The sequence below is a fragment of the Paraburkholderia bonniea genome (assembly GCF_009455625.1).
Lineage (GTDB): Bacteria > Pseudomonadota > Gammaproteobacteria > Burkholderiales > Burkholderiaceae > Paraburkholderia > Paraburkholderia bonniea.
The window spans coordinates 467972-490143 of the sequence record NZ_QPEQ01000002.1; the positions used below are offsets into that span (position 1 = coordinate 467972).

Genomic DNA, 22172 nt, shown 5'->3' on the forward strand with positions numbered 1-22172 from the left:
ATCCGCCGTCTAGGGCAGCGCCATTTTCTGGCTAGCGCTATGGCAGTTGAGTAGCGAAGCAACAACCGGGTGGCATAAAAAAAAGCGGAGTGCCGGTTGCCCGGACACTCCGCTTCAGGTGATGCAAGAAACGCTCAGCGCTTCGACTTCGACTTCGACTTCGACTTCGACTTCGACTTCGACTTCGACTTCAGTTGATGTAGCTGGGCAGTTGGGGTTCCACGTTTGCCATGGTTAGCGTGACAAAGGCAAAACCCGTTCTGCTCTTACCACTTCCATCCAGCACCTGCGTTAAAGCCAACGTCATGACCACTGGATGACACACCCGCACCCCACGAGAGACGGCCGCTAGTAGTCAGCGCTTTAAAGTTCACGGCAAGCGCGCCGTAGCCTTTATAACCACCCACGCCAACCCCCAGCGTTTTCTCACCCGGTGCCAACTGCGGCAAGTAGGTGCCCGACATCGCCATGGCCATGGCAACACCTGTGTAAGCCCGGCGAGCGACATCGTTGACCTGTCCTTGTACACCACGCAATTGCTGAACGTTCACCGCATCGGTAGGCGCTGTGCCACCTGCCACATTGGTGATCTGACGCTCGTGGTTTTCGGACCCCACCGACACCGTGTTATCCCGATCAGCGACCGAATCCTGGCCAATCGCTATCGAATTGTTACCGTTGGCGGTTGCGTTCGGGCCCATTGCCATGCTGCTTGCGCCAGGTGCCTGGGAGTTTGGTCCGATCACCACGCTATTGGTGCCTGTACCCGGGGCGATCATGCCACCGTTGTCGGCCTTATTACCCCCCGTTCCACCGCTGCCACCGCCACCACTGGCAGAGTTCTCAACGCGGGTATTCAGATCAACCACTTTGCCGTTAAGCGTGTCGTACTTGCTCTGGAAATCTTCCTTCAACGTGTTCAACTGGCCACCGTTCACGGCCTCCAGGCTGCCAGAAGCGATCCGCCCGTCGGCAACGTGATCGAGTACCGTGCCACCGGCACCGCCCAACGTTGCACGTTTCAGGCTGAGGTCGTCATAGACCACCGCACCCATGGCTTTGCCACTCGGATCAATCAGGCCCACCGCTTTCAGCTGTGCGACCGTAACGGCATCTGAATTAGCCGTGCCATTTGCTACACCCGAGATCACACGTGGGCCATCCGTGCCAGCCATGTTGACCATCCCCCCACCAACAGCACTCGCCACCAGGATGTTGCCGCTCTTGCTGTCTTGCGTGACCAGCCCTAACGCACCTGTCTTGATGTCATTGGTGATCTGGGTGATCTGAGTCGAGTTATTCGAAGCACGTTCGTCCAGTTTCGAAATCGCTGCACCCACTCCATTCACTTTGGCACCATCGACCGTATATACCGGCATGCTGACTGTGCCATCGGCATTAACGGTAGAGCCGCCACCCAACGCGCTGGCCGTACTGCTTGCGACGTTGTGCAACTGCGCGCCATTGACGGCATCCATGCTTGATGCCGACAGCTCTCCGGCCTTCACATTCGTGATCGTCGTGCCATCCTTGCCGCTCAGCGTCACCGTGTTCTTCGTCATGCTGTCGTACGACACAAATGCGTTCGTTGCCTTGCCGTCCGACCCCGTCGTCAGGCCGAGATCCTTCAGTTGCTCCACGTTCACCGCATCCGTGTCGGCGACACCTGCTGCAACGTTCGACAGCGTTACTGCGCCTGCTCTGGCTGAACCACCCAGCGTCACTTTCGTCTTCGACGTGTCGTCGTACTTCACCGCCACATCCGACAGTGCTGTCAGCGCTGTATTTGCTGCGTCAGCGGTTGCCTGTGCTTTGGAGATGTCACCGGCATGCCTGGCGATATCTGTGGTGTTCTGCTTCACGTTCTCGTTCGTGGCGAACAACTGGCTGCCATTCACCGCGTCCGTGCTCGATGACGCCAGTGTTCCGGCCTTCACATTCGTGATCGTCGTGCCATCCTTGCCGCCCAGCGTCACCGTGTCCTTCGACGTGCTGTCGTATGCCACGAACGCGTTCGTTATCTTCCCGCTCGTGTCTGTCGTCAGGCCAAGGTCTTTCAACTGGCTCACGTTCACCGCATCCGTGCCCGATACGCCTGCGGCCACGTTCGACAGCATCACTGCGCTTGCTGAAGCTGAGCCACCCAGCGTTACCTTTGTCTTCGACGTGTCGTTGTACTTCACCGCCACATCCGACAGTGCTGTCAGCGCTTTACCTGCCGCGTCTGCTGTCGCCTGTGCTTTCGTCACGTTCGTGTTTGTGGCAAACAGCTGGCTGCCATTCACTGCGTCCGTGCTCGATGACGACAGTGTTCCGGCCTTCACATTCGTGATCGTCGTGCCATCCTTGCCGCCCAGCGTCACCGTGTCCTTCGATGTGCCGTCATATGACACGAACGCGTTCGTTATCTTCCCGCTCGTGTCTGTCGTCAGTCCAAGGTCCTTCAACTGGCTCACGTTCACCGCATCCGTGCCCGATACGCCTGCGGCCACGTTCGACAGTTTCACTGCCGTTGTCGCGCCTGTTCCGCCCAGCGTTACCTTCGTCTTCGACGTGTCGTCATAAGCCACGAACGCGTTCGTGACCTTACCGTCCGAACCCATCGTCAGACCCAGCGCCTTCAACTGGCCCACGTTCACTGCATCGCTGGTGGATACACCATCTGCCACGTTCGACAGCATCACGGCCTTTGTCGCGCCTGTTCCGCCCAGCGTCACCTTTGTCTTCGACGTGTCGTCGTACTTCACCGCCACATCCGACAGTGCTGTCAGCGCTGTACCTGCCGCGTCTGCTGTCGCCTGTGCTTTCGTCACGTTCGTGTTTGTGGCAAACAGCTGGCTGCCATTCACTGCATCCGTGCTCGATGACGACAGTGTTCCAGCCTTCACATTCGTGATCGTCGTGCCATCCTTGCCGCCCAGCGTCACCGTGTCCTTCGATGTGCCGTCGTATGACACGAACGCGTTCGTTATCTTCCCGCTCGTGTCTGTCGTCAGGCCAAGGTCTTTCAACTGGCTCACGTTCACCGCATCCGTGCCCGATACGCCTGCGGCCACGTTCGACAGTTTCACTGCCGTTGTCGCGCCTGTTCCGCCCAGCGTTACCTTCGTCTTCGACGTGTCGTCATAAGCCACGAACGCGTTCGTGACCTTACCGTCCGAACCCATCGTCAGACCCAGCGCCTTCAACTGGCCCACGTTCACTGCATCGCTGGTGGATACACCATCTGCCACGTTCGACAGCATCACGGCCTTTGTCGCGCCTGTTCCGCCCAGCGTCACTTTTGTCTTCGACGTGTCGTCGTACTTCACCGCCACATCCGACAGTGCTGTCAGCGCTGTACCTGCCGCGTCTGCTGTCGCCTGTGCTTTCGTCACGTTCGTGTTTGTGGCGAACAGCTGGCTGCCATTCACTGCGTCCGTGCTCGATGACGACAGTGTTCCAGCCTTCACATTCGTGATCGTCGTGCCATCCTTGCCGCCCAGCGTCACCTTGTCTTTCGATGTGCCGTCGTATGACACGAACGCGTTCGTTATCTTCCCGCTCGTGTCTGTCGTCAGGCCAAGGTCCTTCAACTGGCTCACGTTCACCGCATCCGTGCCCGATACGCCTGCGGCCACGTTCGACAGCTTCACTGCCGTTGTCGCGCCTGTTCCGCCCAGCGTTACCTTCGTCTTCGACGTGTCGTCATAAGCCACGAACGCGTTCGTGACCTTACCGTCCGAACCCATCGTCAGACCCAGCGCCTTCAACTGGCCCACGTTCACTGCATCGCTGGTGGATACACCATCTGCCACGTTCGACAGCATCACGGCCTTTGTCGCGCCTGTTCCGCCCAGCGTCACCTTTGTCTTCGACGTGTCGTCGTACTTCACCGCCACATCCGACAGTGCTGTCAGCGCTGTACCTGCCGCGTCTGCTGTCGCCTGTGCTTTCGTCACGTTCGTGTTTGTGGCAAACAGCTGGCTGCCATTCACCGCGTCTGTGCTCGATGACGACAGTGTTCCAGCCTTCACATTCGTGATCGTCGTGCCATCCTTGCCGCCCAGCGTCACCGTGTCCTTCGATGTGCCGTCGTATGACACGAACGCGTTCGTTATCTTCCCGCTCGTGTCTGTCGTCAGGCCAAGGTCTTTCAACTGGCTCACGTTCACCGCATCCGTGCCCGATACGCCTGCGGCCACGTTCGACAGCTTCACTGCTGTTGTCGCGCCTGTTCCGCCCAGCGTTACCTTCGTCTTCGACGTGTCGTCATAAGCCACGAACGCGTTCGTGACCTTACCGTCCGAACCCATCGTCAGACCCAGCGCCTTCAACTGGCCCACGTTCACTGCATCGCTGGTGGATACACCATCTGCCACGTTCGACAGCATCACGGCCTTTGTCGCGCCTGTTCCGCCCAGCGTCACCTTGTCTTTCGATGTGCTGTCGTATGCCACGAACGCGTTTGTGGCCTTGCCGTCCGAGCCCATCGTCAGACCCAGCGCCTTCAACTGGCCCACGTTCACTGCATCGCTGGTGGATACACCATCTGCCACGTTCGACAGCATCACGGCCTTTGTCGCGCCTGTTCCGCCCAGCGTCACCTTGTCTTTCGATGTGCTGTCGTATGCCACGAACGCGTTTGTGGCCTTGCCGTCCGAGCCCATCGTCAGACCCAGCGCCTTCAACTGGCCCACGTTCACTGCATCGCTGGTGGATACACCATCTGCCACGTTCGACAGCATCACGGCCTTTGTCGCGCCTGTTCCGCCCAGCGTCACCTTTGTCTTCGACGTGTCGTCGTACTTCACCGCCACATCCGACAGTGCTGTCAGCGCTGTACCTGCCGCGTCTGCTGCTGCCTGTGCTTTCGTCACGTTCGTGTTTGTGGCGAACAGCTGGCTGCCATTCACTGCGTCCGTGCTCGATGACGACAGTGTTCCAGCCTTCACATTCGTGATCGTCGTGCCATCCTTGCCGCCCAGCGTCACCTTGTCCTTCGATGTGCCGTCGTATGACACGAACGCGTTCGTTATCTTCCCGCTCGTGTCTGTCGTCAGGCCAAGGTCTTTCAACTGGCTCACGTTCACCGCATCCGTGCCCGATACGCCTGCGGCCACGTTCGACAGCTTCACTGCTGTTGTCGCGCCTGTTCCGCCCAGCGTTACCTTTGTCTTCGACGTGTCGTCGTACTTCACCGTCACGCCTGACAGCGTTGTCGTCGCCAGGGCCGCTGCGTCTGCTGCCGCCTGTGCTTTCGTCACGTTCGTGTTTGTGGCAAACAGCTGGCTGCCATTCACTGCGTCCGTGCTCGATGACGACAGTGTTCCAGCCTTCACATTCGTGATCGTCGTGCCATCCTTGCCGCCCAGCGTCACCGTGTCCTTCGATGTGCCGTCGTATGACACGAACGCGTTCGTTATCTTCCCGCTCGTGTCTGTCGTCAGGCCAAGGTCTTTCAACTGGCTCACGTTCACCGCATCCGTGCCCGATACGCCTGCGGCCACGTTCGACAGCTTCACTGCTGTTGTCGCGCCTGTTCCGCCCAGCGTTACCTTCGTCTTCGACGTGTCGTCATAAGCCACGAACGCGTTCGTGACCTTACCGTCCGAACCCATCGTCAGACCCAGCGCCTTCAACTGGCCCACGTTCACTGCATCGCTGGTGGATACACCATCTGCCACGTTCGACAGCATCACGGCCTTTGTCGCGCCTGTTCCGCCCAGCGTCACCTTGTCTTTCGATGTGCTGTCGTATGCCACGAACGCGTTTGTGGCCTTGCCGTCCGAGCCCATCGTCAGACCCAGCGCCTTCAACTGGCCCACGTTCACTGCATCGCTGGTGGATACACCATCTGCCACGTTCGACAGCATCACGGCCTTTGTCGCGCCTGTTCCGCCCAGCGTCACCTTTGTCTTCGACGTGTCGTCGTACTTCACCGCCACATCCGACAGTGCTGTCAGCGCTGTACCTGCCGCGTCTGCTGCTGCCTGTGCTTTCGTCACGTTCGTGTTTGTGGCGAACAGCTGGCTGCCATTCACTGCGTCCGTGCTCGATGACGACAGTGTTCCAGCCTTCACATTCGTGATCGTCGTGCCATCCTTGCCGCCCAGCGTCACCTTGTCCTTCGATGTGCCGTCGTATGACACGAACGCGTTCGTTATCTTCCCGCTCGTGTCTGTCGTCAGGCCAAGGTCTTTCAACTGGCTCACGTTCACCGCATCCGTGCCCGATACGCCTGCGGCCACGTTCGACAGCTTCACTGCTGTTGTCGCGCCTGTTCCGCCCAGCGTTACCTTTGTCTTCGACGTGTCGTCGTACTTCACCGTCACGCCTGACAGCGTTGTCGTCGCCAGGGCCGCTGCGTCTGCTGCCGCCTGTGCTTTCGTCACGTTCGTGTTTGTGGCGAACAGCTGGCTGCCATTCACTGCATCCGTGCTCGATGACGACAGTGTTCCAGCCTTCACATTCGTGATCGTCGTGCCATCCTTGCCGCCCAGCGTTACCGTGTCCTTCGATGTGCCGTCGTATGACACGAACGCGTTTGTTATCTTCCCGCTCGTGTCTGTCGTCAGGCCAAGGTCTTTCAACTGGCTCACGTTCACCGCATCCGTGCCCGATACGCCTGCGGCCACGTTCGACAGCTTCACTGCCGTTGTCGCGCCTGTTCCGCCCAGTGTCACCTTTGTCTTCGACGTGTCGTCGTACTTCACCGTCACGCCTGACAGCGTTGTCGTCGCCAGGGCCGCTGCGTCTGCTGCTGCCTGTGCTTTCGTCACGTTCGTGTTTGTGGCAAACAGCTGGCTGCCATTCACTGCATCCGTGCTCGATGACGACAGTGTTCCGGCCTTCACATTCGTGATCGTCGTGCCATCCTTGCCGCCCAGCGTTACCGTGTCCTTCGATGTGCCGTCGTATGACACGAACGCGTTCGTTATCTTCCCGCTCGTGTCTGTCGTCAGGCCAAGGTCTTTCAACTGGCTCACGTTCACCGCATCCGTGCCCGATACGCCTGCTGCTACGTTCGACAGCTTCACTGCTGTTGTCGCGCCTGTTCCGCCCAGCGTTACCTTCGTCTTCGACGTGTCGTCATAAGCCACGAACGCGTTCGTGACCTTACCGTCCGAACCCATCGTCAGACCCAGCGCCTTCAACTGGCCCACGTTCACTGCATCGCTGGTGGATACACCATCTGCCACGTTCGACAGCATCACGGCCTTTGTCGCGCCTGTTCCGCCCAGCGTCACCTTGTCTTTCGATGTGCTGTCGTATGCCACGAACGCGTTTGTGGCCTTGCCGTCCGAGCCCATCGTCAGACCCAGCGCCTTCAACTGGCCCACGTTCACTGCATCGCTGGTGGATACACCATCTGCCACGTTCGACAGCATCACGGCCTTTGTCGCGCCTGTTCCGCCCAGCGTCACCTTTGTCTTCGACGTGTCGTCGTACTTCACCGCCACATCCGACAGTGCTGTCAGCGCTGTACCTGCCGCGTCTGCTGCTGCCTGTGCTTTCGTCACGTTCGTGTTTGTGGCGAACAGCTGGCTGCCATTCACTGCGTCCGTGCTCGATGACGACAGTGTTCCAGCCTTCACATTCGTGATCGTCGTGCCATCCTTGCCGCCCAGCGTCACCTTGTCCTTCGATGTGCCGTCGTATGACACGAACGCGTTCGTTATCTTCCCGCTCGTGTCTGTCGTCAGGCCAAGGTCTTTCAACTGGCTCACGTTCACCGCATCCGTGCCCGATACGCCTGCTGCTACGTTCGACAGCTTCACTGCCGTTGTCGCGCCTGTTCCGCCCAGCGTTACCTTTGTCTTCGACGTGTCGTCGTACTTCACCGTCACGCCTGACAGCGTTGTCGTCGCCAGGGCCGCTGCGTCTGCTGCTGCCTGTGCTTTCGTCACGTTCGTGTTTGTGGCAAACAACTGGCTGCCATTCACTGCGTCCGTGCTCGATGACGACAGTGTTCCGGCCTTCACATTCGTGATCGTCGTGCCATCCTTGCCGCCCAGCGTCACCGTGTCCTTCGATGTGCCGTCGTATGACACGAACGCGTTCGTTATCTTCCCGCTCGTGTCTGTCGTCAGGCCAAGGTCTTTCAACTGGCTCACGTTCACCGCATCCGTGCCCGATACGCCTGCTGCTACGTTCGACAGCTTCACTGCTGTTGTCGCGCCTGTTCCGCCCAGCGTTACCTTCGTCTTCGACGTGTCGTCATAAGCCACGAACGCGTTCGTGACCTTACCGTCCGAACCCATCGTCAGACCCAGCGCCTTCAACTGGCCCACGTTCACTGCATCGCTGGTGGATACACCATCTGCCACGTTCGACAGCATCACGGCCTTTGTCGCGCCTGTTCCGCCCAGCGTCACTTTTGTCTTCGACGTGCTGTCATAAGCCACAAACGCGTTCGTTACCTTGCCATCCGTGTCCGTCGCCAAACCAAGGGCCTTCAACTGACTCAGGTTCACCGCATCATGGTCATCTGTACCGTCCGCCAGGTTTGCAATCTGGCGGAACACTGCCGTGGTCGTCACCTTGCCCTTGTCGTCCTTCACCTCGGCTCGGCCTACTGATACCGTGTTGGCCCGGTCCGCGACTGCACCGGATCCCAGAGCCGTGGCATTAGCAGCCGTTACCGTTGCCCCCGAACCCACGGCCGTAGCCCTCATCGCAGTTTTCTTTAGCGCGACAGTGCCTGCCAAGGCTCCGCTGCCCAAGGCCATCGAACCGCTACCGTAAGCCTGGCTAGACGAGCCTATAGCTATCCCGTAATCGCTCAACCCATGGCCCGGTGCATCCGCCGCATCCGCCACTGCGTTCGCGCCTAGCGCAATGTCACGCGTACCAGTTGCGCTTGCTCCCGCATCGGCAACACTGTTGTTAACCTTGATGTATTTAAACGCGGCATCCAGTTGCCCCTTGTTCACCGCATCGGTGCTAGATGTACCTGCTGCCACGTTCGACAGCGTCACGACCGTTGTCGCGCCTACTCCGCCCAGCGTCACCTTGTCCTTCGACGCACCGTCATAAGCCACGAACGCGTTCGTGGCCTTGCCACTCGTGTCCACCGTCAGGCCAAGGGCCCTCAACTGACCCAAGTTCACCGCATCGGTGTCCGCTGTACCCGCCGCTACGTTAATCAGTTTCCGCTGATAGGAGGACGAGCCAAACGACACCGCATCATCACGATCCGCCACTGATGAAGAACCCACCGCAACCGAGTACTTGCCGCTCGATTTAGCGTTGTGACCCAATGCAAGGCTCTCCAGACCACTAGCAGTCGTGCTGTCACCCAGCGCGATCGCATTCGAACCCGGTGCTGTCGCTCCTGCACCCGTCGAATTCACCACCACATATTTATTCGCCGTATCGGCCGCTGCCTTCGCTTTCGTGGCGATATCGCTCACAGTAAACAACTGGCTGCCATTCACCGCGTCTGTGCTCGATGACGACAGTGTTCCGGCCTTCACATTCGTGATCGTCGTGCCATCCTTGCCGCCCAGCGTCACCGTGTCCTTCGATGTGCCGTCGTATGACACGAACGCGTTTGTTATCTTCCCGCTCGTGTCTGTCGTCAGGCCAAGGTCCTTCAACTGGCTCACGTTCACCGCATCCGTGCCCGATACGCCTGCGGCCACGTTCGACAGCTTCACTGCCGTTGTCGCGCCTGTTCCGCCCAGTGTCACCTTTGTCTTCGACGTGTCGTCGTACTTCACCGTCACGCCTGACAGCGTTGTCGTCGCCAGGGCCGCTGCGTCTGCTGCTGCCTGTGCTTTCGTCACGTTCGTGTTTGTGGCAAACAGCTGGCTGCCATTCACTGCATCCGTGCTCGATGACGACAGTGTTCCAGCCTTCACATTCGTGATCGTCGTGCCATCCTTGCCGCCCAGCGTCACCGTGTCCTTCGATGTGCCGTCGTATGACACGAACGCGTTCGTTATCTTCCCGCTCGTGTCTGTCGTCAGGCCAAGGTCCTTCAACTGGCTCACGTTCACCGCATCCGTGCCCGATACGCCTGCGGCCACGTTCGACAGCTTCACTGCTGTTGTCGCGCCTGTTCCGCCCAGCGTTACCTTTGTCTTCGACGTGTCGTCGTACTTCACCGTCACGCCTGACAGCGTTGTCGTCGCCAGGGCCGCTGCGTCTGCTGCTGCCTGTGCTTTCGTCACGTTCGTGTTTGTGGCGAACAGCTGGCTGCCATTCACTGCATCCGTGCTCGATGACGACAGTGTTCCAGCCTTCACATTCGTGATCGTCGTGCCATCCTTGCCGCCCAGCGTCACCGTGTCCTTCGATGTGCCGTCGTATGACACGAACGCGTTCGTTATCTTCCCGCTCGTGTCTGTCGTCAGGCCAAGGTCCTTCAACTGGCTCACGTTCACCGCATCCGTGCCCGATACGCCTGCGGCCACGTTCGACAGCTTCACTGCTGTTGTCGCGCCTGTTCCGCCCAGCGTTACCTTTGTCTTCGACGTGTCGTCGTACTTCACCGTCACGCCTGACAGCGTTGTCGTCGCCAGGGCCGCTGCGTCTGCTGCTGCCTGTGCTTTCGTCACGTTCGTGTTTGTGGCGAACAGCTGGCTGCCATTCACTGCATCCGTGCTCGATGACGACAGTGTTCCAGCCTTCACATTCGTGATCGTCGTGCCATCCTTGCCGCCCAGCGTCACCGTGTCCTTCGATGTGCCGTCGTATGACACGAACGCGTTCGTTATCTTCCCGCTCGTGTCTGTCGTCAGGCCAAGGTCCTTCAACTGGCTCACGTTCACCGCATCCGTGCCCGATACGCCTGCGGCCACGTTCGACAGCTTCACTGCTGTTGTCGCGCCTGTTCCGCCCAGCGTTACCTTTGTCTTCGACGTGTCGTCGTACTTCACCGCCACATCCGACAGTGATGTCAGCGCTGTACCTGCCGCGTCTGCTGTCGCCTGTGCTTTCGTCACGTTCGTGTTTGTGGCAAACAGCTGGCTGCCATTCACTGCATCCGTGCTCGATGACGACAGTGTTCCAGCCTTCACATTCGTGATCGTCGTGCCATCCTTGCCGCCCAGCGTCACCTTGTCCTTCGATGTGCTGTCGTACGACACGAACGCGTTCGTTATCTTCCCGCTCGTGTCTGTCGTCAGGCCAAGGTCCTTCAACTGGCTCACGTTCACCGCATCCGTGCCCGATACGCCTGCGGCCACGTTCGACAGCTTCACTGCTGTTGTCGCGCCTGCTCCGCCCAGCGTTACCTTGTCTTTCGATGTGCTGTCGTATGCCACGAACGCGTTTGTTGCCTTCCCGCTTGTATCCGTCGTCAGGCCATAGGCCTTCAACTGACCCAGGTTCACCGCGTCGGTGTCCGCTGTACCCGCCGCTACGTTAATCAGTTGGCGCTTAAAACTTGACGAGCCAAACGACACCGCGCTATCACGATCCGCTACCGCAGACGAACCCACCGCAACCGAGTACTTGCCGCTCGATTTAGCGCCGTGACCAAATGCAATGCCCTCCAGACCACTAACTGTCGCGTTATTACCAAATGCATTTGCGCCTGTTGCGCCAGCAAAACTCAAACGACCCACCGCATTCGAATTATTTCCTATTACCTTTGCCTCAGCACCCAATGCCGTCCCAAAGTCTGCGCTGACAGTCGCTTTCCCACCAAGAGCCGTGTTGTATCCAGAGCCACCGGAAAGCGTTTCAGTAAATGCTTCCGCCCCGATCGAAGTGTTGTAGCCACCAGAGTACGCACCACCTTTTGCCGATGCGGCATCACCAAGCGCGAGGTTCTTTCCATAAGTCGACACAGCATTCGTACCAATTGCGATGCCACCACCATCGCTGCCGGGACCATTAGAGATCGCACCCGATCCGATTGCAATAGCATTGGTAGAAGAAGCCGTTGCCCCTGCACCCGTCGAATTCACCACCACATATTTATTCGCCGTATCGGCCGCCGCCTTCGCTTTCGTGGCGATATCGCTCACAGTAAACAACTGGCTGCCATTCACCGCGTCCATGCTCGATGACGACAGTGTTCCAGCCTTCACATTCGTGATCGTCGTGCCATCCTTGCCGCCCAGCGTCACCTTGTCCTTCGATGTGCCGTCGTATGACACGAACGCGTTCGTTATCTTCCCGCTCGTGTCTGTCGTCAGGCCAAGGTCTTTCAACTGGCTCACGTTCACCGCATCCGTGCCCGATACGCCTGCGGCCACGTTCGACAGCGTCACTGCCGTTGTCGCGCCTGTTCCGCCCAGCGTTACCTTTGTCTTCGACGTGTCGTCGTACTTCACCGCCACATCCGACAGTGCTGTCAGCGCTGTACCTGCCGCGTCTGCTGTCGCCTGTGCTTTCGTCACGTTCGTGTTTGTGGCGAACAGCTGGCTGCCATTCACTGCATCCGTGCTCGATGACGACAGTGTTCCAGCCTTCACATTCGTGATCGTCGTGCCATCCTTGCCGCCCAGCGTTACCTTGTCCTTCGATGTGCCGTCGTATGACACGAACGCGTTCGTGGCCTTGCCGCTCGTGTCCGTCGTCAGGCCCAGTGCCTTCAACTGACCCAGGTTCACCGCATCATGGTCCTCTTTACCGTCCGCCATATTCACAATCTGGCGGAACAATGCCTTGGTCGTCACCTTGCCTGTAGCGTCCTTCACCTCGGCTCGACCTACTGATACTGTGTCGGCCCGGTTTGCAATCGTATCGGCTCCCAGCGCAGTGGAACCATTTGCTGTTACCGTTGCACTAGCACCCAATGCCGTTCCACTTCCTGCCTTGACGTACGCTTTCCCACCAATAGCCGTATTGAATCCCCAGTCATATCCAGTACCCTTTTCAGCGAATGCCTCCGCCCCAATCGCCGTGTTATAGCCAGTGCCGTACGCTCCACCTTTTGCCGCTGCGCCATCACCAAGCGCGAGGTTTTTTCCATAATTCGCCACGGCATTCGTACCAATTGCAATGCCGCCATCACCACCGCCAGTGGCGAGAGCAGCGTTCGCGCCCGATCCGATTGCAATGGCGTTAGCACCCTCCGCTTTCGCCCCTGGACCCGTCGTCGTACCCAGCACCACATATTTATTCGCCGTATCGGCCGCTGCCTTCGCTTTCGTGGCGATATCGCTCACAGTAAACAGCTGGCTGCCATTCACTGCGTCCGTGCTCGATGACGACAGTGTTCCAGCCTTCACATTCGTGATCGTCGTGCCATCCTTGCCGCCCAGCGTCACCGTGTCCTTCGATGTGCCGTCGTATGACACGAACGCGTTCGTTATCTTCCCGCTCGTGTCTGTCGTCAGGCCAAGGTCTTTCAACTGGCTCACGTTCACCGCATCCGTGCCCGATACGCCTGCGGCCACGTTCGACAGCTTCACTGCTGTTGTCGCGCCTGTTCCGCCCAGCGTTACCTTTGTCTTCGACGTGTCGTTGTACTTCACCGCCACATCCGACAGTGCTGTCAGCGCTGTACCTGCCGCGTCTGCTGCTGCCTGTGCTTTCGTCACGTTCGTGTTTGTGGCAAACAGCTGGCTGCCATTCACTGCGTCCGTGCTCGATGACGACAGTGTTCCAGCCTTCACATTCGTGATCGTCGTGCCATCCTTGCCGCCCAGCGTTACCTTGTCCTTCGATGTGCCGTCGTATGACACGAACGCGTTCGTTATCTTCCCGCTCGTGTCTGTCGTCAGGCCAAGATCCTTCAACTGGCTCACGTTCACCGCATCCGTGCCCGATACGCCTGCGGCCACGTTCGACAGCGTCACTGCTGTTGTCGCGCCTGTTCCGCCCAGCGTTACCTTCGTCTTCGACGTGTCGTCATAAGCCACGAACGCGTTCGTGACCTTACCGTCCGAACCCATCGTCAGACCCAGCGCCTTCAACTGGCCCACGTTCACTGCATCGCTGGTGGATACACCATCTGCCACGTTCGACAGCATCACGGCCTTTGTCGCGCCTGTTCCGCCCAGCGTCACTTTTGTCTTCGACGTGCTGTCATAAGCCACAAACGCGTTCGTTACCTTGCCATCCGTGTCCGTCGCCAAACCAAGGGCCTTCAACTGACTCAGGTTCACCGCATCATGGTCATCTGTACCGTCCGCCAGGTTTGCAATCTGGCGGAACACTGCCGTGGTCGTCACCTTGCCCTTGTCGTCCTTCACCTCGGCTCGGCCTACTGATACCGTGTTGGCCCGGTCCGCGACTGCACCGGATCCCAGAGCCGTGGCATTAGCAGCCGTTACCGTTGCCCCCGAACCCACGGCCGTAGCCCTCATCGCAGTTTTCTTTAGCGCGACAGTGCCTGCCAAGGCTCCGCTGCCCAAGGCCATCGAACCTCTACCGTAAGCCTGGCTAGACGAGCCTAAAGCCACTCCGTAATCGCTCGACCCACGGCCCGGTGCATCAGTCGTATCCGCCACTGCGTTCGCGCCTAGCGCAATGTCACGCGTACCAGTTGCGCTTGCTTCCGCATCGGTAACACCGTAGTTAACCTTGATGTATTTAAACGCGGCATCCAGTTGCCCCTTGTTCACCGCATCGGTGCTAGATGTACCTGCTGCCACGTTCGACAGCGTCACGACCGTTGTCGCGCCTACTCCGCCCAGCGTCACCTTGTCCTTCGACGTGCCGTCATAAGCCACGAACGCGTTCGTGGCTTTGCCACTCGTGTCCACCGTCAGGCCAAGGGCCCTCAACTGACCCAAGTTCACCGCATCGGTGTCCGCTGTACCCGCCGCTACGTTAATCAGTTTTCGCTGATAGGCGGACGAACCAAACGACACCACGTCATCACGGTCCGCTACCGCAGACGAACCCACTGCCAGCGAGTATTTGCCACTGGCGGTGGCACCATGACCCAATGCAAGGCTCTCCAGACCCGTAGCTGTCGAGCTGTCGCCCAGCGCTACCGAACTGTTCCCACCCGCTGTAGCAAGATGCCCCAATGCGCTCGCCTTGGCACCCGTCGCGCTCGCCGCATTACCAAAGGCATTGGCACCTGTCCCGCCAGCAAAACTCACCGCACCCACTGCGTTCGAATTATTTCCACTTGCTGTAGCAAGATGCCCCAATGCGGTCGCTGAAGCACCCGTCGCGTTCGCGGCATTACCAAAGGCATTCGAGCCCATCGAACTAGCAACACTCAAGTTGCCAAACGCATTCGAATTATCACCATTCGCAGTCGCAGACTGACCTATCGCTATCGCATCCGTACCCGATGCTGTCGCTCCTGCGCCCGTCGAATTCACCACCACATATTTGTTCGCCGTATCAGCCGCTGCCTTCGCTTCCGTTACAGCACTGCGCACAGCGTCTAGCTGACTTTTGTTCACAGCATCATGGGCTTCTGTACCGTCCGCCAAGTTTGCAATCTGGCGGAACAATGCCGTGGTCGTCACCTTGCCCTTGTCGTCTTTTACCTCGGCTCGGCCTACTGATACCGTGTTGGCTCGGTCTGCGACTGAACCGGCTCCCAGAGCCGTGGAATAAAGTGCTGTTGTCGTTGCACCAGCACCCAGTGCCGTTCCCTGGTATGCCTTGGAAAATGAGTTCGCACCAAGAGCCGTGTTATGCCCGTAACCAGAAGTAGTTTGTTCAGCCGATGCACCCGCCCCGATCGCAATGTTATAGCCACCTTCGTACGCTCCACCTTTTGCCGCTGCGCCATCACCAAGTGCGATGTTCTTTCCATAATTCGCCACGGCTTTCGTACCAATTGCAATGCCACCACTGGGAATACCCACGATGTAATTATTGGCGTTCGCACCCGATCCGATTGCAATAGCGTTTTCAGAAGTAGCCGTTGCCCCTGCACCTGCACCTGCCGGGCTCACCGCAATGTATTTGAGCGCCGTATCCAGTTGGCCTTTGTTCACTGCATCGGTGCTGGAGACACCTGCTGCCACGTTCGACAGCGTCACAGCCGTTGTCGCGCCTGTTCCGCCCAGCGTGACCTTCGTTTTCGATGTGCCGTCATAAGCCACGAACGCATTCGTTACCTTGCCATCCGTGTCCGTCGCCAAACCAAGGGCCTTCAACTGACTCAGGTTCACCGCATCATGGTCATCTGTACCGTCCGCCAGGTTTGCAATCTGGCGGAACAATGCCGTGGTCGTCACCGTGCCCTTGGCGTCCTTCACCTCGGCTCGGCCTACTGATACCGTGTTGGCCCGGTCCGCGACTGCACCGGATCCCAGAGCCGTGGCATTAGCAGCCGTTACCGTTGCCCCCGAACCCACGGCCGTAGCCCTCATCACAGTTTTCTTTAGCGCGACAGTGCCTGCCAAGGCTCCGCTGCCCAAGGCCATCGAACCGCTACCGTAAGCCTGGCTAGACGAGCCTAAAGCCACTCCGTAATCGCTCGACCCACGGCCCGGTGCATCAGTCGTATCCGCCACTGCGTTCGCGCCTAGCGCAATGTCACGCGTACCAGTTGCGCTTGCTTCCGCATCGGTAACATTGTTGTTAACCTTGATGTATTTAAACGCGGCATCCAGTTGCCCCTTGTTCACCGCATCAGTAGCAGCCATGCCCTCCGCCAGCGCCGTGATTTTTTTGCTACCCATGTCAAGGGTGTCAAGCACGGACAACCCGGTGCTTGTGATTTTCAGCTTGTCAGCTCCAGCTGCACCCAGCCTGACGGTATTAGGATCGGTAATCGTTATGTACCCACCCCATGCGCCCTTGTCGGTATAAGACACCAGTGCAACCTGCCGATTACCAGCACCTGAATAGCAATTAGTCGTGTCCGTTGAGAGTCCGGTGAGCTTCGCACTGTTAATGCAGCTTGACTCCCCGGCGTACTGACTCAAAATCCCAGCCGTGAAAGAATTCACCGGAGCCGCCGCCAGCGCTTCGCTCACCGGCCCCATGCCCCCCGCCCCGGCCATAACCGCTGCTATCAATAACCTTCTCTTAATGCCTGTCCGGCTACTTTTACTTTTGCCTTTCCCGCGCGCCAGCTCGGACGCAACAGCCCAATTTCCAGTGCTCGTGTTCCAGACAATTCGGTAAACGATGTTCATGTTTAATTCCAGACAGAAGAGGAGGTTAATCTTGTGCGAACGAATATCGCCTCTCTCTAAAAGAGAATGAATAAGACTTCTCTTAATATTTTTGAACTGTTGATAATTCATTAAGAATTTTTGCTTACTAAATTATTATTTTAAGTTCAAAAATTAAAAACACTTCCTTGACGGATCGAATGTGGCATCCTGAAAATAATATTTTTGAAATTATTTTCTATTGACTGGCAAATTTTAAGCATGTCGCACACAGATAAAAGGCAAAACGAAGAATTTTATTTATTTCTGTATCGTATGAAGAATATTTAGGAAAATTCTTATTGCGGGTAAATTTTTTATTATTTGTCAAAATAAAAATCGCCCCGGCGAATAAATACCTCGCCGGGGGACCTCCTTGCTATACGAATTAAATAGTTACTAGAACGAATGCCGTACACCGAGCCGCGCATTCGCCTGAGAGGCGGTGGATGACGGTGTGAAGCTGTAGCCGGTCACCGCATTCACCCCAGCCGAGGCTTTCAGGTAATCGCCGGAGACATACATCTCTGTCCGTTTCGATAACAAATAGTGCAGACCTAGCGAGCCCTGGTTCCAGTGATGGCCTTCAAAACGGCTGTGCTGATAGCCGCCAATCGCGCTCAACGCAGGTGTGATCTGCCAGAGCGCACCGCCCTCCAGCACCGTCATCTGTGATGACACATCCAACGCGTGGATCGTCGTCAACGAGAAATTGCCCATCAACGTGACGTCCCCGATCTGATAGCTCGAACCTGCGCCGAATGTGGCTTGCCGCTCTACCGGAAACGGCTTGCTGGCGTAAAGATCAGTCACGGTTCCGCTCGCGGGATCAATGCTGATTACCGGCTTGCCAGAAAATGTCGCTGTGCCAAGCATCGCGTAAGGATCAAAGGCATAGATGCCGTGCGGCGGGTTTAGCTGGGTATAAGCCGCGCCAACGGTGAACGGCCCGTTGGCGTAGTGCGCGCCAAAGCTATACGCGCTATTGCGCTGAAAATCGCCAGCGATGCCGCCAAACGAAAACATCCCGCCGAACTTGAAACCTGCGAACTCGTTCGATAGAAACTTCAGCGCGTGCGGCATCCGGTCGCCATTGAAGCGGTCGAGGTCGCCCTGGTGAATCGCGTAGCCGCTAGCCCAGGCGGAGATGTTGTAGGACGAGACCATTTCTTGTGTCATGTCGAGCTGGTTGCCAAACGACACCGTGCCCCATGGGTGGCTCAACCCGGCATACGCCTGACGGCCAAACTGCGCGCCGCCAAAACCGAGCTTGCCGTTGCCGAGGCGAAAGCCGCTTTCCAGCGCGAATACTGCTGCCATGCCGCCGCCCAGGTCTTCGCGGCCTTTGATGCCCCAGCGGTTGCCATACGACACGCCATCGTCAAACTTCACGACGGATGCGCCGCCGGTATTACTGACATACGTCACGCCTGCATCGAGGACGCCGTAGAACGTCACGCTGCTCTGGGCATCGCTGCTGGCAGGCCATGTGGCCAGCAGGAACGCTAGCGCGCGCGCTGCGCCGGGGAAAACAAGCGCTGGGAATGTCAGTTTCATCATTGGGCCTCCAGGCTGTTAGTCAACGGTGGAGGCACGGTACAAATCCATATTGAGTTTCACGCTGGCTGATGCGACGCATGCTGGATGAATTGCGACATCCTGGCTGACCCGTGGCTGGCGCTACCCAGTGCTCATCTGGATCGCCAGGCGTGGTGCGGTGCGGTGGGGTTTGGTGCGGCGTGGTGTGGTGTGGTGTCGTAATCCATCCAGCGCGATGGCGTGTGAGTTCTATCCGCGCGGCACCCTCGCCTGATTTACTCAGGTTTCCTGTGCGATTGATGTGTGTCTAGAAGATTTATTTTTCTGGCCAGCCGCCGTGCATGACGTCATTTATGTTCTGCCCCGCCGCCGTGCGGGCCGCCTTCTTCGAGACCGATGCCCATGCTTGAGACCGACCGCCCTCACCCGTTCGTCCTGACCGTGTCATGCCCTGCCGCTGCGGGCCAGGTGGCTGCTGTGGTGAGCTTTTTGCATGAGCGTCATGGCTATATCGCCGAGCTGACGGTGTTCGATGACGAGATCAGCCGGCGTTTTTTCCTGCGCTGTGTGTTCCATGGTGTGAGCCACGGTGCGGATACGCCTTGGCAAATCGACGTGTTGCGCCGTGAGTTCGCGCCAGTCGCGGCTGCGTTCAGCATGGACTGGGCAATGCACGACGTCGCGGCGCGGCCCAGGGTCTGGATCATGGTGTCGAAGCTGGAGCATTGTCTGGCCGATCTATTGTTTCGCTGGCGTATGGGTGAGCTGAAGATGGAGATTGCTGGCATCGGCTCGAATCACCGGGATCTTGAGCCGTTAGCGCAGCAGCATGGCTTGCCGTTCTGTTATCTGCCTGTGAGCGCCGAGACTCGCGCGCGGCAGGAGGCGCAGTTACTCGATGCCTTCGAATCCAGCGGTGCGGAGCTGATGATTCTGGCGCGCTACATGCAGATCTTGTCGGATGCCACCAGCCGCAAGCTGGTGGGGCGCGCGATCAATATCCATCATTCGTTCCTGCCAGGTTTCAAGGGGGCGAGGCCTTATCACCAGGCGCATGCGCGAGGCGTCAAGCTGATTGGCGCAACCGCGCATTTCGTCACCGACGATCTCGATGAGGGGCCAATCATCGAGCAAACCGTCGAGCGGGTCGATCATGCGTATGGCCCGGAGCGCTTGCTGGCGGTGGGGCGCGATGTTGAATGCATCACGCTCGCGCGGGCGGTGAAGGCGTTTGTCGAGCGCCGGGTGTTTATCAACGGTGAGCGTACCGTGGTGCTGTGACTCGTACTGTGACTCGTGCCGTAACTCGTGCGTTACCTCACGACACCCGGCCAGGCCTGCTCAAGTCAGCAGTCAGGGGCGCGGCGTTACGCCTGCCAGCCAGTCTTTTAACCGTTCGGGATGTGTCGTGAGCCAGGCTTCAGCGGCGACAGCGGGCTTGACGCCGTTCTCGCTGGCGAGCATCACCTGTTCGATCTCGCCGGGTTTCCACTGAAACCGTTTAAGAAAGGCGACCACTGGCGGTGCCTTGTTCTCCAGCCCGGGATGGATCACGTTATCGACGTGCTCCGCTGCGCCAAACACCTGTTTCGGATCATCGAGAAACTTCAGTTGCCATTTGGCGAACATCCAGTGCGGTGCCCAGCCGGTGACCACTACCGGCTTGTGCGCTTGCAGCGCGCGTGCCAGTTCGATGGTCATTGCGCTGCCTGAGCTAGGCATCAACTGATAGCCGAGCTGATAGGTATTGATGGCTTCGCTGGCTTTTTGCATGACGCCCGCACCGGCATCTATGCCGACGATCCGGCTGCCATACGCGGCTTTGCTGGCGGCTAGATCAGCGATGCTTTTTTCTGTTGCGGTGACGGGGACAACCAGGCCGATGCGCGCGTTGGGGAAATTCGCGCCGAGGTTTTTGACTTTGTGCTGAAACTGGGCCCAGTACGCGCCCTGGGTGACGGGCAGCCATGCGGACAGCGTGGCATCGAGATCGCCCCGGGCCACGCCCTGCCACATGATTCCTGCTGCGACAGGTACGAGCTGCACCGGGTAGCCCAGACGTTTCTCGATCACTCGCGCGGCGATGTTCGAGGTCGCCACGCTGTCGTCCCAGCCTTCGACGTAGCCAATCTTGATCGTCGGCCGGGCGGGTGCTGCAGCAGACGTCTGCGCTAGCGCAGCGGCTGAAGCCAGCAGGGCGTTTGCGGTTGCGCCAAGGCAAAGCCAGCGTCTCCATCGGTTCATGATCGCGCTCCTGAAAGACCCCTTCGTGGCTCATGCCGCGACGGTAAGCACTTAGGATCGCTAGCCAGAATCCGGCGCTGAGTTGGTTTTGCGACGCGGGTTTGTCTAATCCCGACGCTTTCCTGAGATGGCGATGCTTAGCTTATTTGTCGATCACCAGATCAGAGCGTGGCGTACTGCAGCACAGCAGCACCATCCCCTGATCTATCTCGCGCTGGCGGATACCGCCCTGGTGCTTCATCTCGACTTCGCCTGAAACCAGTTTCACCTTGCAGGTGCCGCACATGCCCTGGGTGCACGACGCGGGCAAGCGCAGACCGGCTTGACGTGCGGCGTCCAGCACGGCCTGGCCGCTGGCGCAGACGATCTCGCGGTGGCTGCGGGTGAAGCTCACGGCAAATGTGGCGATGGTGGTGCTGGCGGTCGTGCTGGCGGTCGTGCTGGCGGTGGTGGTTTCGGTGGTGCCCGCAATGCCTGCGGTGCTATCTAGCTCAGGTGCGAGCGGTGAAGCCGTCGCGGTGGCGCTCAGCGTTTCAAACGAAAAACTTTCTTCGTGATACTGCCGGGTATCGAGCCCGCCCTCCTCCAGCAGCGCACGCACGGCTTGCCGGTATGGCGCGGGGCCGCAAACGAACACTTCACGCTCAGCAAAATCCGGGGCGATCAGCTTAAGCAGCGGCAAGCTCAGGAAGCCCGTCACGCCAGGCCAGTTGGTGCGCTGCCCCAGCCGTTCGCACACGAATGAGGTGCGGAACTGGCTCTGGTTCGCGGCGATCAGGTCGAGTTCGCGGGCAAAGATGATGTCGTCGGGCGTGCGCGCGCTGTGCACGAAAACGATGTCGCGGTCTTCGCTGAGTTCGTGATGCGCGCGGCTCATCGACATCAGCGGAGTAATGCCAGAGCCCGCCGAGAGAAACAAATACTTGCGCGCCGGATGCCGGGCGCAGGTGAAATCCCCCGCTGGACCAAGCACGCGCACGCTGACGCCTGTTTGCAAGTTGTCGTGCAGCCAGTTCGATACGCGCCCGCCTGGCACACGCTTCACCGTGATCGAGAGCGTATGGGGCCGAGTCGGTGACGATGAAATCGTGTAACAGCGGTTGAGGGTCACGCCGTCGATTTCAAGCTCAAGCGTGATGAACTGGCCCGGTTCGAACACAAACGCCCGGCCTTGCGGCGAGCGGAAAAAGAAACTTTTGACGTCGTGGGTTTCCTGCCGCACCTGGCAGCACACCAGGCTTTCTTCGTCGTCACTGCTCCAGCGTGCGGGCAGCGTGTCCCAGAAGCGCACCTGGGTCACGCGGCTATGAAACGGTTCAAACAGGCCGGCGAAGCTCGCCGCATCTGCCGCATCGCGCATCATCGTTTGCTCCA

At 58.6% G+C, this 22172-nt stretch carries 5 protein-coding genes and 1 pseudogene; 1 reads left to right on the forward strand and 5 read right to left on the reverse strand.

Annotation, left to right across the window (positions count from 1 at the left end):
* Positions 1-266: 266 nt before the first annotated feature.
* The 3 genes and pseudogenes from GH656_RS15920 to GH656_RS15925 form a co-directional block, all read right to left on the reverse strand.
* Positions 267-16862, reverse strand: a complete 16596-nt coding sequence (locus tag GH656_RS15920; protein ID WP_246184341.1) for a YadA-like family protein — start codon at positions 16860-16862, stop codon at positions 267-269.
* A gap of 9 nt (positions 16863-16871) precedes the next feature.
* Positions 16872-17108 (reverse strand): annotated as a pseudogene (locus GH656_RS18335) (ESPR domain-containing protein); the annotation flags it as partial.
* A 306-nt stretch (positions 17109-17414) separates the two neighbouring features.
* Positions 17415-18575, reverse strand: a complete 1161-nt coding sequence (locus GH656_RS15925; RefSeq protein WP_425495886.1) for a porin — start codon at positions 18573-18575, stop codon at positions 17415-17417.
* 381 nt (positions 18576-18956) lie between these two features.
* Here GH656_RS15925 and purU point away from each other — a divergent pair, with 381 nt between their 5' ends.
* The gene (gene purU / locus GH656_RS15930) at positions 18957-19835 is read left to right on the forward strand and encodes a formyltetrahydrofolate deformylase (protein WP_153077026.1); all 879 of its coding nucleotides are present in this window, start codon (positions 18957-18959) and stop codon (positions 19833-19835) included.
* A gap of 72 nt (positions 19836-19907) precedes the next feature.
* On the opposite strand, the gene GH656_RS15935 is transcribed toward purU, so the two are convergent.
* Together GH656_RS15935 and GH656_RS15940 are read right to left on the reverse strand one after the other, a co-directional pair.
* Positions 19908-20798: a glycine betaine ABC transporter substrate-binding protein gene (locus GH656_RS15935; RefSeq protein ID WP_153077027.1), complete on the reverse strand. Its 891-nt coding sequence runs from the start codon at positions 20796-20798 to the stop codon at positions 19908-19910.
* A 142-nt stretch (positions 20799-20940) separates the two neighbouring features.
* Positions 20941-22161 carry an FAD-binding oxidoreductase gene (locus GH656_RS15940; protein WP_153077028.1) on the reverse strand — a complete coding sequence of 407 codons (1221 nt, stop codon included), beginning with the start codon at positions 22159-22161 and terminating at the stop codon, positions 20941-20943.
* Between the last annotated feature and the right edge of the window lie 11 nt (positions 22162-22172).